Origin of the sequence: Candidatus Filomicrobium marinum, assembly GCF_000981545.1 — a bacterium.
In the GTDB taxonomy this organism is placed as follows: domain Bacteria; phylum Pseudomonadota; class Alphaproteobacteria; order Rhizobiales; family Hyphomicrobiaceae; genus Filomicrobium; species Filomicrobium insigne.
Window position 1 is genome coordinate 2,038,441 of sequence record NZ_LN829119.1, and the last position, 15,496, is coordinate 2,053,936.

At 55.5% G+C, this 15,496-nt stretch carries 15 protein-coding genes; 10 read left to right on the forward strand and 5 right to left on the reverse strand.

The window, feature by feature from the left end; all coding sequences use genetic code 11:
- From YBN1229_RS09570 to YBN1229_RS09595, 6 genes are all read left to right on the forward strand, one after another.
- Entirely contained in the window at window positions 1-936 is a 936-nt protein-coding gene (locus YBN1229_RS09570) for a hydrogenase subunit MbhD domain-containing protein (RefSeq protein ID WP_244464888.1), read from the forward strand.
- Window positions 924-1,265 (forward strand): NADH-quinone oxidoreductase subunit K, encoded by a 342-nt coding sequence (locus YBN1229_RS09575; RefSeq protein ID WP_348270686.1) that lies wholly within the window; start codon window positions 924-926, stop codon window positions 1,263-1,265. The genes YBN1229_RS09570 and YBN1229_RS09575 overlap by 13 nt, the downstream gene beginning before the upstream one ends.
- On the forward strand, window positions 1,265-2,779 hold the full coding sequence (locus YBN1229_RS09580) for a complex I subunit 5 family protein (RefSeq protein WP_046478144.1): 1,515 nt from the start codon (window positions 1,265-1,267) through the stop codon (window positions 2,777-2,779). Before YBN1229_RS09575 ends, YBN1229_RS09580 begins: the two co-directional genes overlap by 1 nt.
- Window positions 2,776-4,410: a complex I subunit 5 family protein gene (locus YBN1229_RS09585; protein ID WP_052743826.1), complete on the forward strand. Its 1,635-nt coding sequence runs from the start codon at window positions 2,776-2,778 to the stop codon at window positions 4,408-4,410. The genes YBN1229_RS09580 and YBN1229_RS09585 overlap by 4 nt, the downstream gene beginning before the upstream one ends.
- A gap of 212 nt (window positions 4,411-4,622) precedes the next feature.
- Entirely contained in the window at window positions 4,623-5,417 is a 795-nt protein-coding gene (locus tag YBN1229_RS09590; RefSeq protein WP_046478145.1) for an SDR family NAD(P)-dependent oxidoreductase, read from the forward strand.
- Between the two features lie 26 nt (window positions 5,418-5,443).
- On the forward strand, window positions 5,444-6,472 hold the full coding sequence (locus YBN1229_RS09595) for an alpha/beta fold hydrolase (protein ID WP_197540855.1): 1,029 nt from the start codon (window positions 5,444-5,446) through the stop codon (window positions 6,470-6,472).
- Between the two features lie 14 nt (window positions 6,473-6,486).
- On the opposite strand, the gene YBN1229_RS09600 is transcribed toward YBN1229_RS09595, so the two are convergent.
- Window positions 6,487-6,690: a hypothetical protein gene (locus tag YBN1229_RS09600; RefSeq protein ID WP_046478147.1), complete on the reverse strand. Its 204-nt coding sequence runs from the start codon at window positions 6,688-6,690 to the stop codon at window positions 6,487-6,489.
- A gap of 146 nt (window positions 6,691-6,836) precedes the next feature.
- Complete coding sequence (locus YBN1229_RS09605; RefSeq protein ID WP_052743827.1) at window positions 6,837-9,236, reverse strand: bifunctional diguanylate cyclase/phosphodiesterase; 2,400 nt, start codon at window positions 9,234-9,236, stop codon at window positions 6,837-6,839.
- A 362-nt stretch (window positions 9,237-9,598) separates the two neighbouring features.
- Between YBN1229_RS09605 and YBN1229_RS09610 the strand changes: the two genes are divergently transcribed.
- Window positions 9,599-10,333: a sulfite exporter TauE/SafE family protein gene (locus YBN1229_RS09610; RefSeq protein ID WP_046478148.1), complete on the forward strand. Its 735-nt coding sequence runs from the start codon at window positions 9,599-9,601 to the stop codon at window positions 10,331-10,333.
- Window positions 10,334-10,356: 23 nt separating this feature from the next.
- Here YBN1229_RS09610 and YBN1229_RS09615 read toward each other — a convergent pair whose 3' ends face one another.
- Window positions 10,357-11,043 carry a hypothetical protein gene (locus YBN1229_RS09615; protein ID WP_139165273.1) on the reverse strand — a complete coding sequence of 229 codons (687 nt, stop codon included), beginning with the start codon at window positions 11,041-11,043 and terminating at the stop codon, window positions 10,357-10,359.
- Between the two features lie 400 nt (window positions 11,044-11,443).
- Here YBN1229_RS09615 and pxpB point away from each other — a divergent pair, with 400 nt between their 5' ends.
- From pxpB to YBN1229_RS09630, 3 genes are all read left to right on the forward strand, one after another.
- Window positions 11,444-12,163: a 5-oxoprolinase subunit PxpB gene (gene pxpB, locus YBN1229_RS09620; protein ID WP_046478150.1), complete on the forward strand. Its 720-nt coding sequence runs from the start codon at window positions 11,444-11,446 to the stop codon at window positions 12,161-12,163.
- Window positions 12,160-13,182: a biotin-dependent carboxyltransferase family protein gene (locus YBN1229_RS09625; RefSeq protein ID WP_046478151.1), complete on the forward strand. Its 1,023-nt coding sequence runs from the start codon at window positions 12,160-12,162 to the stop codon at window positions 13,180-13,182. Before pxpB ends, YBN1229_RS09625 begins: the two co-directional genes overlap by 4 nt.
- Before the next feature lie 322 nt (window positions 13,183-13,504).
- The gene (locus YBN1229_RS09630) at window positions 13,505-14,416 is read left to right on the forward strand and encodes a formylglycine-generating enzyme family protein (RefSeq protein WP_076605395.1); all 912 of its coding nucleotides are present in this window, start codon (window positions 13,505-13,507) and stop codon (window positions 14,414-14,416) included.
- 25 nt (window positions 14,417-14,441) lie between these two features.
- On the opposite strand, the gene YBN1229_RS09635 is transcribed toward YBN1229_RS09630, so the two are convergent.
- Window positions 14,442-14,891 carry a PAS domain-containing protein gene (locus tag YBN1229_RS09635; RefSeq protein WP_046478152.1) on the reverse strand — a complete coding sequence of 150 codons (450 nt, stop codon included), beginning with the start codon at window positions 14,889-14,891 and terminating at the stop codon, window positions 14,442-14,444.
- Complete coding sequence (locus YBN1229_RS09640; RefSeq protein WP_046478153.1) at window positions 14,888-15,496, reverse strand: 5-formyltetrahydrofolate cyclo-ligase; 609 nt, start codon at window positions 15,494-15,496, stop codon at window positions 14,888-14,890. The genes YBN1229_RS09635 and YBN1229_RS09640 overlap by 4 nt, the downstream gene beginning before the upstream one ends.

A 15,496-nucleotide genomic window follows, 5' to 3' on the forward strand; every position in this document is an offset into this window, starting at 1 on the left:
ATGGCTTCCGTCTTTGACGTGACGCTTGTCTGCTTGATCCTCGCCGTCGGAGCCTGGAGCACGTTCGCGCGGCTCACCTTCTCCGCTATCGTGATCTTCATCGTCTATGGCCTGCTCCTGTCGCTGGCCTGGGTACGACTGGCCGCTGTAGATGTTGCCCTTACCGAGGCGGCCATCGGTAGTGGCGTAACAGGCATGCTGCTGCTCAACGCCGTTGCCAGATTGCGATCAACTGATGCTGCGCCTACCCCGTCCAGATCGTCTGTAAATATCGCCGCAGGCGTCTTTTGCACATTGATCACCGCCAGCCTTGCCGGATTGGTCCTGGTCCCGCCACAGGTGCCAGTATCATTGGCTCCGTCCGTGATGGAGTCCCTTGGACAAAGCGGCCTCGGCAATCCGGTTGCAGGCGTACTGTTCGTCTACCGCTCGCTTGATACGCTGCTCGAAAAGGTCGTGCTGGTCCTCGCATTGATTGCTGTTTGGTCGCTTGCGCCGGACGGCCTCTGGGGAGGCAAGCCTGCCCTTCGGCCGTTCCCGCAACGCGATAGTGTTCTTATCTTTCTTGCGCGAACCGTCCCGCCCATCGGCATCATGATCGGCATCTACATGTTTTGGGTCGGTGCGGATGAGCCCGGCGGAGCTTTCCAAGGCGGAGCCGTTCTTGCTGCGATGTGGATACTTGTGATGATCGCTGGGCTCGCTGCGGTGCCACCCACGAGTTCGCATGCGTTACGTTTGGCTTTGATCGTGGGGCCGGTCGTCTTCCTTGCGATCGGCATACTCGGAATTTTCCTGACGGGGACTTTCCTTGCCTATCCAGAGGGCTACGCCAAGCCTCTCATCATTGCCATCGAAGCGACGCTCACCTTCTCCATCGGCGTCACACTTGCGATGCACGTGGTCGGTCCGCCGGAGAGGGAATGGCGATCATGAACGCGATTACGATATTCGGGCTCTGCGCTGCAGCTCTCGTAGGCTTGGGGATATTCGGCCTGATCGTGAATCCGCAACCGCTGCGCAAGATCCTAGCGATCAATATTCTCGGGTCCGGCGTGTTTCTGATGTTCGGAGTGATTGCCCGGCGTGGTGCCGCAGCCGGTTTGGGAGGTGATCCGGTGCCACAAGCCATGGTCATCACGGGAATTGTCGTAGCCTTCTCCGCGACTGCATTGGCCGTCGCACTCTTGCTCCGGTTGGTTCTGGTGTCGGGTGCAGCCACTCTTGAGGCCGAAGCTGAACCCAGCGAGAAGGACGGCAGGTGATGGCGGCCGCGGAGACTTCTTCCATCGCCGGCCTCCTGCTCGTTTCAGTCCTGATTTTGCCGGTGGTAGGGATACTGGCTCAGCTTGCGCTCGGCGGCCGTTTTCTTAATTGGATTTGCCTTGCTGTTTTCCCAGCGAGCTTCGGTGTGTCCGCAGCGACATGCGCCGTTGTCTGGTCCCATGGCGAACCGCTGATCTACATCGTCGGCGGCTGGCAGCCGCCGCTTGGAATTGCACTGCGCGCCGATGGAATTTCGGCGGCAATGATGCTTGTCACCGCCATCATTATTTGCGCCGTAGCCATATTTGCACGAGTGGAGTTTACGCAGCCAAGTGGAGCCCCCGAGGCGCGCGCGCCATTCGTATTCTGGGCACTTATCCTTGCGCTCTGGAGTGCGCTCAACGCCCTTTTCCTCGGCTGCGATCTGTTTAATCTCTATGTCGCGTTGGAATTGCTGACTTTCGCCGCTGTACCCCTCGTATGCCTCAAGGGCGGAGAGGCGACGGTCAAAGCAGCACTTCGATATCTTCTTTTCGCGCTGCTCGGGTCGATGCTCTACCTCATGGGAACCGCGTTGCTGTACGGCGCCTATGGCACCTTGGACATAATATTGCTGGCGCAGCGGGTTCACCCTGAACGCGTAACCTGGATCGCAGCAGCATTGATGACGGTAGGGCTCCTGACCAAGACGGCGCTCTTCCCACTGCATCTATGGCTTCCTCCAGCCCACGCTGGCGCGCCCGCTGCGGGAAGCGCCGTGCTGTCGGCGTTAGTGGTCAAAGGCTCATTCTTCCTCATCGTTCGCCTGTGGTTCGATGCGATGCCCGGATTGGGACATACCGCCGGTCCGCAACTGCTCGCCAGCCTGGGCGCTGCCGCAATCCTGTTCGGCAGCGTCATGGCATTGCGGCAGCAGCGACTAAAGCTTCTTGTCGCGTACTCGACCGTGGCTCAGATCGGCTACCTCTTCCTGATGTTTCCACTCGCTATGGCAGCGGAGCAATCGTGGACGAGTCTGGCTTGGACCGGTGGATGGCTTCAGTTGTTTTCTCACGCGTTCGCCAAAGCGGCGATGTTTCTGGCCGCAGGGCTGATTGCCGACGCACTGGGTCATGATCGAATTAATGATCTGGGTGGTGCCGGTCGCTTGCGACCATTGACGTTCTGCACGTTTGGATTGGCGGGTCTGTCGCTGATCGGCGTTCCACCAAGTGGTGGTTTCGTCGCCAAGTGGCTGCTGCTCTCTGCATCTGTCGCAGAAGGACAATGGATTTGGGCGGCGGTGATTGTCGTCGGTGGTTTGCTGGCGGGAGGTTACATTTTCAAAGTTCTAGGTAGAGCGTTCACGGCGGGCAGCGATGCTCCTGTGATCGTCACACCCGTGTCACTATCGCGCGAGGTTGTGGCCTTCAGCCTTGCGGTAGGCGCGGTTCTGCTTGGCTTCTTTCCGTTGGAGCCGGCTGAAATTCTCCAGATTGGCCGCCCTGAAATTTTAGGGAGCACCGTGCCATGACACTGGGCGAAGTCCTGCTTGTCGCAACGCTCGCCGTCCCGCTGGTGACGCTCGTCCTCGCCTTGTCATCCGGATCTCATCGCCGCACGACGATTCTTCTGGTGCTGGCTGCCATCCCCGCTCTGCTCACTGCGCTTTTTGCGGAGAGCGGCACAACCGTTGTTCTTCCCCAAGCTTTGCTTAGCTTGGTGCTGTCGCTCGACCTCCCCGGACGATTGCTATTGGGCGCCGCTGCCCTGCTTTGGATCGCGACGGGCGCATATGCTGTACTGTCCCGCCGGGGACGGGAGAACGACAACCCGTTCCCCATCTGGTGGCTGGCGACGATGACAGGCAGCTTCGGCGTCTTCATCGTTGCCGATCTGGTCGGCTTCTACCTGTTCTTCACCCTCGTTAGCCTGTCCGCATATTGGCTGGTGGTCGATGACGGAGCACCACCGGCAAAACGCGCAGGCGCGGTGTATGTGTCTTTCGCCCTCCTCAGCGAAGCCTTTCTGCTCTTGGCGTTCGTGCTCCTAGCCGTCGCGACGCGAAACGACAGCTTCCTCATCCGTGATGCCGTGGCGGCGATTTCCACGTCACCGCTCCGTGACCCCGCGATGGCGTTTTTAGTTCTCGGCTTCGGAATAAAGATCGGGCTCGTCCCATTCCACGTTTGGATGCCATTGACCTACGCGTCTGCGTCTATTCCGGTCGCTGCGGTCCTGAGCGGCGCGACTGTGAAGGCAGGAGTGATCGGCCTGATCCGTTTTCTACCATTCGGCGTGCCGCTGCCGGGGTGGGGTGAGACATTGACGGCCCTCGGATTCGTGTCAGCGTTTTACGGCGTCCTCATCGGCATCACACAAACTAATCCAAGAACAATTTTAGCCTATTCAAGTGTGAGCCAGATGGGGCTCATTGCAGCCGTGCTCGGCATGGGTCTCGCCACAGGAAATTCCATCACGCCAGCGGCCGCCGCCTTCTACGCGATGTTTCATATTCTCGCCAAGGGCGGCCTCTTCCTCGCGATCGGCGTGGCCCAAAAGACGAGGCATCGCACCGAATGGACGGTGCTGTTGCCTGCCGCCGTAGTTGCGCTGGGGTTTGGCGGCTTTCCAATGACAGGCGGTGCCATCGCGAAATACGCGATCAAATCCCCGCTGGGTGATGGCGGCGTAGCGATGCTTGCTATGGTGTCGGCTGCCGCCAGTACGCTGTTAATGCTGCACTTCCTGCGGTGTCTGCGAGCCAGCAGGTCACACGAAACGCGAACGACTTCGGCCGCGGAGAAATCCTTTATCTGGCTTGCGATCGCGGTCGCCGTCGTAGCGCTACCGTGGGTGCTCTATCCCGCCGTGATACAGGCGTCCGCGCATGATGCGTTATCATTTGATGCGCTGTGGAAGGCCACGTGGCCCGTATTAATCGGCGTGTTACTTTTTGGAGTTCTTGGTCGCGCGCCAGGCATTCTTCCGATGATCCCACCCGGAGATATAATCGTACTTCAAAGCTGGGCTTGGAGCGGCGCTAAAGCGCTGGGTGATGCTACGGAGCGCATTGACGAGTATTTGCGGCGATGGTCCATAGCTGGGAGCTTACTGCTCGTCGTGACACTAGCTCTCATCGGCTCGTTCTACGTCGGTCGCTAACGAGCGAAACGCCATCAAAGTGTAACGTTTGAATTGAGAGACGGGGACCGTTCTCAACGCATAAATCCGTGTGCAGCACGAAAATGTGAACTCATTTGCAGAAGCATTGTGCAGGTTCGAATTTTCGCACTTGAAGATGCCGATACGTTCCCCACGTGCCTCATGCTGAATAACAGCTGCCAAGCGGCTCCAATGCATGTCGAGGTATTCTTATGAAAATTGATCTTTCCGGAAAAACTGCGGTCATCACAGGGTCTACTGCGGGCATTGGTTTCGCCATAGCCGAAGGGCTTGCGAAGGCCGGCGCTACGGTGGTGCTAAATGGTCGGAAACAGGAGGTTGTCGACGCAGCAGTTAAACGTCTTGCCGGGCTTGGAGAAGGTGCGCAGATCCGCGGAGTCGCAGCCGACCTGGGCACGCAGGAAGGTTGCGAAAAGCTCATCGCAGCAGAACCGTCGTGTGACATCCTTGTAAACAACGTCGGCATCTTCGGCCCTCAGGATTTCTTCGAGACTCCAGATAGCCAATGGCAACGCTTCTTCGATGTGAACGTGATGTCAGGCGTACGCATGTCACGCGCTTATCTCCCCGGAATGTCCGACCGCAAATGGGGGCGCGTGATCTTCATATCGTCTGAATCCGCCCTCAATATTCCCGCCGATATGATCCACTACGGTTTCACGAAAACGGCAAACCTCTCTCTATCCAGAGGCCTTGCCAAACGCATGGCGGGCACGGGCGTAACGGTGAACGCGATTCTGCCGGGCCCGACACTTTCGGATGGGCTGGAGGAAATGCTGAAGAAGGCGGGCACGGGCTCTGGAAAACCTATCGAAGAGCAAGCGGCAGAATTCGTAATGGAGCATCGCCCCAGCTCAATCATCCAGCGCGCGGCGACCGTCGAAGAAGTTGCCAATTTGGTCGTCTATACCGCTTCCCCACAAGCCTCCGCGACCACCGGTGCGGCCCTCCGCGTTGACGGGGGAACCGTCGAGACGATTGCCTGATCACGACGTAGAGAACGATAAAAGAGATGAAAATGCGCGGTCTAAAAATTCTGCTTGCATGTCTGGCGTTGGGAGCGGTATCGCCTGCCGCCGCTGATCCAATGCTAACGGGTTTCGCGTATCCCTTCCCGGTCAAGCGATTTACGTTTGAATCTCAAAAGCAAGAACTCTCCATGGCCTACATGGACGTGGCGCCATCAGGGATCGGCAATGGTCACACGGCCGTCCTGTTGCACGGAAAGAACTTCTGTGCTGCGACGTGGGAATCCACCATCCGCGCGTTGCGCGAAGCCGGCTTCCGCGTCGTTGCTCCCGATCAGGTGGGATTTTGCAAATCCACAAAGCCGCAGAGATATCAGTACGGCCTCCATGAGCTTGCAAAGAATACACACAGGTTGTTAGAGGCAATCGGTGTGACCAATCCCATCATTATCGGTCATTCGATGGGCGGAATGCTCGCATTCCGCTACGCGCTTATGTACCGCGACGAAATGAGCGCACTCGTCACGGTCAATCCCATTGGCCTTGAGGACTGGAAAGCTAAAGGCGTTCCGTTCGTATCAATCGACGAACTCTACGCCGGCGAATTGAAAAAGACGGACGCTCAGATCAAGGAATACCAGCGGACAACCTACTACGATGGGCAATGGCGGCCTGAGTTCGATCGCTGGGTGGACATGTTGGCAGGCATGTATCAGGGCGAGGAGGGCGCAGCTGTCGCGTGGAACCAGGCCCTGACCTCCGACATGGTTTTCAATCAGCCGGTTGTTTACGAGTTCCCGAATATCCGGGTCCCGACGTTGCTGCTCATGGGCGCCAAAGACAACACAGCAATCGGGAAAGCGCGTGCGTCGGAAGCCGTGAAGGCCGAGCTCGGCAAGTACGAAAAGCTGGGGCCGCGTACAGCAGAAGCAATACCCAACTCAACGCTCGTCATGTTCGACGACCTTGGGCATTCCCCTCAGGTACAAGAGCCTGAAAAGTTTAATCAGACGCTCATCGAGAACCTGGAAAAGATTCTAGCTCAAAAAGAAAAGTCGAAGACTGCAAAGTAGCTCGCACGATCAGATTAGAATGCGCGCATGAGTGTCTGGACGCGTTGAGCATCCTGACGTGAGAGTTCAGAACCAATTTGCTGTGAAAGCCTTGCTTCGCGGTCGATAGGCCAAAGCAACATGAGTCCAGCGACGGCGATGGCGACCAAGACGGCAGCAAGCACACCCTGCCGATCGATTGTGGCCGTTTCGTTCGCGAAGGAGGCTTTGCTAAACATGGGTACGAGTAACTCCGTGAATTGTCCCGCCAGATGCCTGACGGCTTAAGTGCGCTAGGCAACCTTCCCGCCTGCGGGTTACCAAACTATTAATTTTTCAAAATGCGCCGTTCGGGCTGAATGAAGCGTGGCTTGAGGTAGACCTCTCAGGCGACGCTCGAAGTGCTCGATGTCTTGCTGTTCCATTTGGCGAAGAGCGGTTCGAGTTCGCCTGCTGGCAACGGACGGCTGATGTGATAACCCTGAGCTTCCAGACAGCCGAGCGTGCGCAAGTATTTGAACTGCTGCGCGGTTTCGACTCCCTCGCCCGTCACCGTCATATTGAACACTCGACCGATCTTGATGATCGCGCGGACAATGACGTTGTGTTCTGGACGCTTGTTGAGTTCAGAGACAAAGGAACGGTCGATCTTGATCTTGTCGAAGGGAAAACTCATCAAGTAAGCCAACGACGAGTATCCCGTTCCGAAATCATCCATTGCTGTCCGAATGCCTGCTTTGCGGAGCTTGTGCAGGATTGCCAAAGTATCGGTACTGTCATCCAAAAGCAGAGACTCGGTGATCTCGAGTTCCAGTCGTCCCGGGCTGATGCCAGCCTCGAAAACAGCATCAAGGACCGTCTCAAAGAGATTAGGATCTTTGAACTGCTCAGCGGAAAGATTGACGGCAATCTTGATATCGTTTGGCCACTGCGCCGCTTGCTTGCATGCCTCGCGCAATGCCCAGGCACCCATCGGAACGATTAGTCCCGTTTCTTCGGCAACGCTGATGAACTGATCCGGTGGAATTAGCCCCTTCTTAGGATGGCGCCACCGCATCAGCGCTTCGAAGCCGCAGATCTTGTTCTGACGGAGATCGACGATCGGTTGATAATGGAGTTCAAGCTGGTCTTGCTCCAGCACACTGCGAAGCTCCAACTCGAGCCGACGCCGCACCTCAATCTCATCCGCCATCTCTTTGTGGAAGAAGCGATATGTCCGGCGACCACCCGTCTTTGCGGCATACAGCGCAAGGTCGGATGCGATCATTAATTCGTCAGGATCTAGTCCGCTCTCAGAGCCAATCGCGATGCCCACACTAGCAGTGACAACGATCGTATGGCCCTCAACCTCGAAGGGCTGCGTGATAACCTTGATTAAGGTCTGCGCCAACGCTTCTGCGGAGGAGCGGTCTTTGACTGAAGGTACGAGAATAGCAAATTCGTCACCGCCAAGTCGGCAAACGAGATCAGCCTCGTTTACGACGGAGCGAATACGGTGGCCAACTTCAATGAGAAGCGCGTCACCTACCGGATGCCCCAACGTGTCGTTGACCGTCTTGAAGTGATCCACGTCGAGGGTAAAGATTGCGAATGAATGGTCGGTGCCGTTGTCGGATCTGCCAAACAGTGACGTAAGGCGTTCGAGTTCGTCTCTGAAAACACGACGATTGGGAAGCGTTGTCAGAGTGTCTTGAACGGCCAGCCGCGATACCTCGAGCTGATTACGCACGTTTCGTGCGACAGCGACGCCAATGCCCAGCGTTAGGATGAGGCCGAGCAGGAAGTTGCCCACACGACCGTTCCGAATGTCGGCATAGATTTCATTCTCTTCGATGCTCATTGTGACAGCGAGGGGATATCCACGAACTTTGCGGAAGGTCACGAGCCTGCCGGCCTCGCGATCGATGAAATCTCCCGCGCTGCGTTGATGCAGATTCCGAAGGAGCTCGGAATGCGAGAGGTTTTCTCCGAGTTCGTAGAGGTCTGATACCGGCCCGCCGCTCGCACGTACAATCCCATCCATGCCCACGATCGAGATGAAAGTCGTGTTTCCGAATTTGATAGACCGATAGAATTCCGTGAAGTGCTCTGGGTTGAGCGAGGCCACAACAACGCCCCCAAAGGAGCCGTCCGGCTTCAGAAACTTCCGGGTGATCTGAACAGACCATTTTTTACTAACGCGTCCAACGACTGGTGCGCTGATATAAAGCTCGTCATTCAGGTTATTGACGTGCGCGCGATAATGCGCGCGATCGCTCAGATCCTGCTTCGGTGCTGGCTGTGGCCCTGCGCTTGAAGCATGCATGATGCCGTTTTCATCCATGATTGCGACCTGCACGATGAGGTCGCTCAGGATGTCTTTACTGGCTACAAGATTGTGCAAGTCGACCGAACTGTAGTTGTTCTCGATCACGCGGCGCATATACAGCACAGATTTGTCGACTTCCTTGATCGAGCGTAGGACGTTCTCCTCGAACAGTCGGATGATGTTGTCCTGGATCCTTCGCGTTTCTGCGTAGGCGCTTGAGGACGCCTCGTAGTCGCGCATGACGAGGCCGCCCCAAATCACAGCCACCATTGCAAGACCGAGAAAGGTTGGCCCGCGCCAAGCTGCCTTAACGAAATTGCTCGCGAGATTTGATTTGCTCCGCGAGCGAGCCACTCCGCCTGATGTCGAGGGGTCTGGGCGTGACAGATCAGCACTCACCGCGCTGCGATCGTCGGCAGGGCCAATATTGATCGGCTCCTCCGGCTTTCTCCCCGTGGGATTTTGCTGTTCAGACATAAGACTGCCACGTTCAAATTACTTCCAACTCACAAAAGTAGGTCTCAAGGATTTGAAAGTAGTGAATACTGTGTTGCTATCGGAATTATAGTTAATATTGAATTTACAAACGCGTCAGTCTGGTTGAACGCCATGGCGAACGGCCAGGATATATTCGATTATTCGGGGTTTTGTATGATTTGATGATAAGTTCGAGTGGGGCGCTGTATAGCTTCACTAGAACAAGTGAGCATCTACAATACAATGCCTCTCTCGCTCCGAAATAAATACTCCCTCTTGTAATGAGGTCGGTTTTTATGCAGAGGTCCGCCATCACGTCTCAACTCGTATGACGTGGGTTGCGTTGGGGGGAATGAAGCGGAATGGATCCGGTCTTGTTGGCCGTAGCCGCGTTCGGGTTGTTCTTTGCAGGGGTCGTAAAAGGCACAACGGGGATCGGCTATTCGTCTTGCGCCTTGCCGTTTCTTGTCCCGGTGGTGGGTCTGCAGACAGCGATTGTTTTGATCGTGATGCCGGCCATTTTGAGCAACGTGTTCGTCGCGCTCAACGCAGGTCACTTTCGCGAGATTGCCGCGCGCTTCTGGCCGCTCTACCTCGCAACACCAATCGGTATAGTTGTTGGGATCGCCTTCCTATCGTCCATAGATCAGCGTCTTGCGATCGCGGTGCTCGGCTCAGTTATCGTCGCGTATGCGGTCATCTCTCTCGCTCAACCCAACCTCTCGCTGAGAGAACCTTGGGATCGCATTCTCAACGCGCCTGTTGGTTTCTTCACAGGCCTGCTCACAGGCTTGACGGGGTCCCAGGTCATGCCGCTGCTTCCTTACATGATGGCACTGCATCTGGAGCCAAATCGATTGATACAGGCGATTAATCTCGCCGTCACGATTACGTCCATCTTTCTCGGAGCCGGTCTTATGCTGTCCGGCCTTATGGACATTCCAACTTTGGCTCTTTCGCTGTTTGCCGTAATTCCCGCTTTAGTCGGAGTTTCGCTGGGTAACCGCGCGCGCAATCTTCTGCCCGTGCTTTTCTTCCGAAGGTTGATGCTTCTGGTTTTGCTCGCAATAGGGATTATGTTTATTTTGCGAGGTTGAACTCATTTCGGCATCTGAGGTAGTTAACAATTCATGAACCACGGCTTGGTGCTCGTCCCTTTGCGGACTGAATACATATAGAAAATGGGTAGATTTGAAGGGAAAAGATCCCTTACATCACTGCCGTTAAACGTAACAAAAATAGAAGATCCAAATTCCTGTTCGACGGCTTGTCGCTCGATCATATTCTGCCAATAGTATTCTTCCGCGCCTTCCCGGACGGAGGCCTCACCCTTATACCACTTTCTAGCACTTCTTTCGAGTTTCATAAGAAGATCATCAGAAACGGGTGGCGTTTCTATCGGCGGCTCAAGTCCGAATTTTGCGACAGCGTCGCTCAGTCTGCTGGTTGTAAAGGTTTGGAATGACGATAAGGCTGCGTCTTCGACTTCGAGAAAATATGCATCGATCGCGTCCGGATCATGGCCATTCAGTGTAGCGTGCGTGTCCGTAAATAGCAGGTGGATCCGCCCTCCTGGCGCATAAACCGCAGAAATTCTTTGACTCATACGATCGAGGAAATCGAGGCACTCTCGCTCCGAGTCCGTTATGTGATTCCGTAAACCTTTGCCCCAATATAGAACGAAAGGTATTGGCCGACGTTTTTCCACCGCAAGAGCGATGAAGTTCAACATAAGATCGGTATTCGACGGTTGTTCCCGTTTGAATGACCACGTGTTGAAAGTCTTTAAAATTTTTTCGGCATTCACGATTGTACTCATTACGTTTGATAGGGTGCTCAGAAGTGTTTCCCAATCGATTGGCACGCGTAAACAATGGTTACCCCAATTGCAAGACCATAGAGGTGTGTATTGCAAGAGCGCGCTGGGAGGCGCTATTTGTCTAAATTATCGATTGAGGGATTGGATCACTCACTTATGTGATGTTGATGGAGTAAGATGCGAGCTATTGTCGAGTTTTCTCGCCCTTAAGTGAGCGTCGTCGGTCAATGATCCTAATCACCGCACGTGTGCTGAGCAATAGGATAAAGAAAAACTCAGGCTTGCTTGACACCGTGGGCCAAGCGACTACGGTCGCTGCCGCAGGAACTTATGTACACATCGGTTCATGACTGAAGCATAAAGGTCTTGGTGCGGCTAAAGGCCATCGATGAGCGTGCCCAAATATCCCCGTGTCCTGCCATGCGGCGATGCCGCAATCACCGTAGAATTCGGCGACATCATCGACGATGAGGTGAATGCACGTGTATTAGCATTGGACGTAGCGCTATCCGAGGTCCGACTTCCCGGTGTGACGGAGACAGTACCGACCTATAGGTCGCTGCTCGTTCATTACGATCCTATAGTCATTGGGTTCGATGAGTTGAAGGCGCGCGCCCTCGCACTCGCTGGTGAGAGGCGTCGGTCGAACCGACCCACACGTAGATGGCGTATACCAGTGGTCTACGGTGCAGAATATGGCATCGATCTCGAATTCATCGCCAATAACGTCGGACTTTCTGTAGACGAAGTGGTCGCCTTTCATTGTGCCGGGACATATCGAGTGTTCATGCTCGGTTTCATGCCGGGCTTCGCATACCTGGGTGGTCTCGATCCTCTAATCGCAATGCCGCGACGGCGAGAGCCACGTCAGAACGCCCCCCCTGGCACGGTTTCGATTGGCGGCATACAGGCCGCTGTGCAATCTGTCCCTGGTCCGAGCGGCTGGCACTGGATTGGCCGAACTCCGCTTCGGGTTTATGCACGTGACCGTGAGCCCATGTGCCTCTTGGAGCCGGGTGATCATGTGCAATTCTTCGCCATTAGCGCCGAGGAATGGGACACATACGCTGGCCGGTGTGAGCAGTTCGTAGAGTACGAAGTCGCATGATCGGTCTTCGTGTAATCGATCCCGGCTACATGTCCGTGCAGGATGCTGGAAGGTTCGGAGCGCAGCGGTACGGTCTGTCTCCAGCTGGAGCAATGGATCTTTTTTCGTTGGCGGTAGCGAATGCCTTGCTGCGCCAGAAGGCAGCATCCGCGGCAGTCGAGATTGGTCCCTTTCCAGCAACTCTGTCGGTTGTGGGAGGCCCCGTTCGGCTCGCGCTTGCCGGAGCTGACCGCAAGATTCTCATCGATGGTGATGAGGCAAAACTCAACACGACACTTTTGGTTCAGGAGGGGACCAAAGTCAGCCTTGGGGCGACGCGCTTAGGTATGTTTTCTTACCTCGCCTCAGAGGGCGGGATCGATGCGCCTGCACAACTCGGGAGCCTCTCGGTAGAGGTGCGCGCGTCTTTTGGAAGCCCATATCCTCGCCCGTTACGTGAAGGGGACTTCATTCCGTTGCACGCTGCGAGCCTAGCGCACGCTGAGCAGTACATTGCGCTCGAGGCTCCGCCCCACGCGCCGATTCGCGTCGTCCTTGGGCCGCAAGACGACTACTTTTACAAGGAGACCATAGAAAGTTTCCTACGATGCAGATGGACCGTCTCTCCAACGTCAAACCGCATGAGCTATCGTTTGGACGGCGAAGCTTTGGCACATGCCAAGGGTTATAACATCGTCTCTGATGGCATTGTTATGGGGCACATCCAGGTATCAGGCGCCGGTCAGCCGTTGGTCATGCTCGCGGACCGAGGCACCACCGGCGGCTACCCTAAAATCGCAACGATCATCACTGCGGATCTTGGCCGCTTCGCGCAAATTCCTATCGGCGGGGGCGTCACTTTTGAAAAGGTTTCGGTTGACGAGGCACAACGTGTCGCGCGGGAGTTCAGTCGCGAAATGCAGGCGCTGCCAAGCCGGGTTCGTACGCAAAACGCAACAATCAGCGATTCAAAACTCCTGTTGAGGCTGAATCTGGCTGGTGATGCTGTTGATGCCTTAGCTGACGCTGCCGAGCAATAATCGCACGACGGGACGGAACAGCCTCCTTTATCTTACAGACAATGTCGTGCTGAGACATGTGAGTCCTTGGCGTTACAGGGGACACTCAAAATTGAGACATACCCCGGTATTTTCATTTTCTTAGATTGCGTTTGGGGCCCGTGTTTCAACAGGCTGCCTGTTGCTGGCGGTCAATTTGAACTAGTGTAAGAACCTGAATGCTGAGTCGCTTAAGAGCGACAGGAGACATGTGCGATATGTCCGCTCAAAGACTGCTATGATTTCTACACTATGTCAGAACCGACGTGCGAAACGTGAAGGGCCCGTCTGCTGGAAGAAGGGCGTGGCCGTTGCTTGCTCGCTCGTCCTATTCCCTGTGTCCTTATTTGCCGAAAGCTCTGGAACCAAACTCGGAATATTGACGACGAACCCAGGTGTTTCGATGGCTGATGCTGTCGCATCGATCGGACAGGTGACCTTCCGTGATTGTCCGGATGCCTGTCCTGAAATGGTCGTGGTTCCTCAGGGTAGTTTTGCGATGGGCTCTCCCGCAAAAAAACGAGAAGCCTTGAACAGCGAACTAGGTGAGTTCTTCGCCAACGAAGGCCCTCGCAAAGTTGTAACTATCGCAAAGCCGTTTGCCGTGGGCGTCTTTGAAGTGACATGGGCCCAGTGGGGAGAGTGCGTGGCTGAAGGTGCCTGTAATGGCGCCGCGCCAGAGGCAACCGGCGGCGATAACGGCTGGGGTAAGGGAAAACACCCTGTAATCGAGGTCTCCTGGCATCACGCGAAAACCTATACTGCTTGGTTATCGGAAAAGACCGGTTACAAGTACCGCTTGCTGACAGAAGCGGAGTGGGAATATGCGGCGCGCGCGAAAAGTCAGACGAACTTTTCGTGGGGTGAGAAGGTTGATCGCGCTAAGGCGAACTGCAACGGTTGTGGTAGTAAATGGGATAATCACCAGACTGCTGAAGTCGGCGAGTTTCCCCCGAACGATTTCGGCATCTATGACATGCATGGAAATGTCGCAGAATGGGTCGAAGACTGCTGGGAGGATAGCTACGAATCTCTCCCGAGCGATGGTTCCGCGCGCACAAAGGACAAATGTTTGTTGCGCGTCGTGCGCGGCGGCGCTTGGAACCTTCGGCCCATGTATTTGCGGTCAGCCGCTCGGGACTGCTACCACCCGGGCGATCAGTTGAACACCGTAGGCTTCCGTGTGGCCCGGACGATTTCCACAGAGAACGACTAGGATTGCTTGAAGGTGGCAAGTTATTTCATGTCTTTGATCGCGCGGCGAGCTCCCGCCTCAGAGCTTTAACTGTTTCGAATTGCTTCGTAGCGTCGCGCAGGATTGCAGCGATGCCGATCATTCTTCCTTGGTCATCGAAGTACGGCAACATCGAAAATTCAACGGAAATACGCGAACCATCCTTCCGTAAGGCGGGAACCGAGAGTAGATCACCCGACCCGTAGCGAGTATGCCCGGTAGCCACCGTTTTTTCATAACCATCCCAATGCCGTTGCCGCAGGTTTTCCGGAATGATAATATCGAGAGATTGTCCCAACGCTTCAGATGCAGTGAAGCCGAATATGCGCTCCGCGCCAGCGTTCCAATAGACAATGCGGCCGTCTTTCCCAGCATAAAGGACCGCATCCGGAATATTTTCGACGAGCGCACGTGAAAAGTGGTCGAGGTCGAAGCTGTCGAGCGATTGATCGGTCATGAGGAGATCCGCCCTAGTTGAGGGGTGTCGCAATCGTTCGTGCTACGCGTCTCCGTTATTATGGTGTCCATGGCTATATCGTGTGGTTGCGCGACAAAGTCTGGACACGCGAACATGTCAAAGCCGATACCGATCGCGTAGGGTCGCGGCTTCAAGCTGGCGAGCGTGCGGTCAAAGAAACCGCCACCATAACCCAGTCGGTAGGAACCGCTGAATCCCACGAGCGGAGAGATGACAACGTCTGGCGTTATCTGTTTCTTGATTGCAGGCACCGGTATGTTCCAAACACCGCGCACCATCGGATCTCCCATGGCCCACTCCCAATATTCCAGCGGTGCTTTCTTCTCGACGACGACCGGTAAAGCGAGTTTGATCCCGGAGATTTTCGAGAGCTGGTTGGCCCAGTGACGGACATCTATCTCGCACTTGATGGGCCAATAAAGGCCGAGAACACGACAATCGAGCGTGCGGAACTCACAGTCAAGATTTGCGATAACGTGCTCGGACAGTCGCTCACGCTCAGCCACGGAAAGTGCATTGCGCTGGGCGAGAATCCGTTCCCTCGTTTCGCGTCGCCATGCCCGAGTTGGATCTGTTGTCATCAT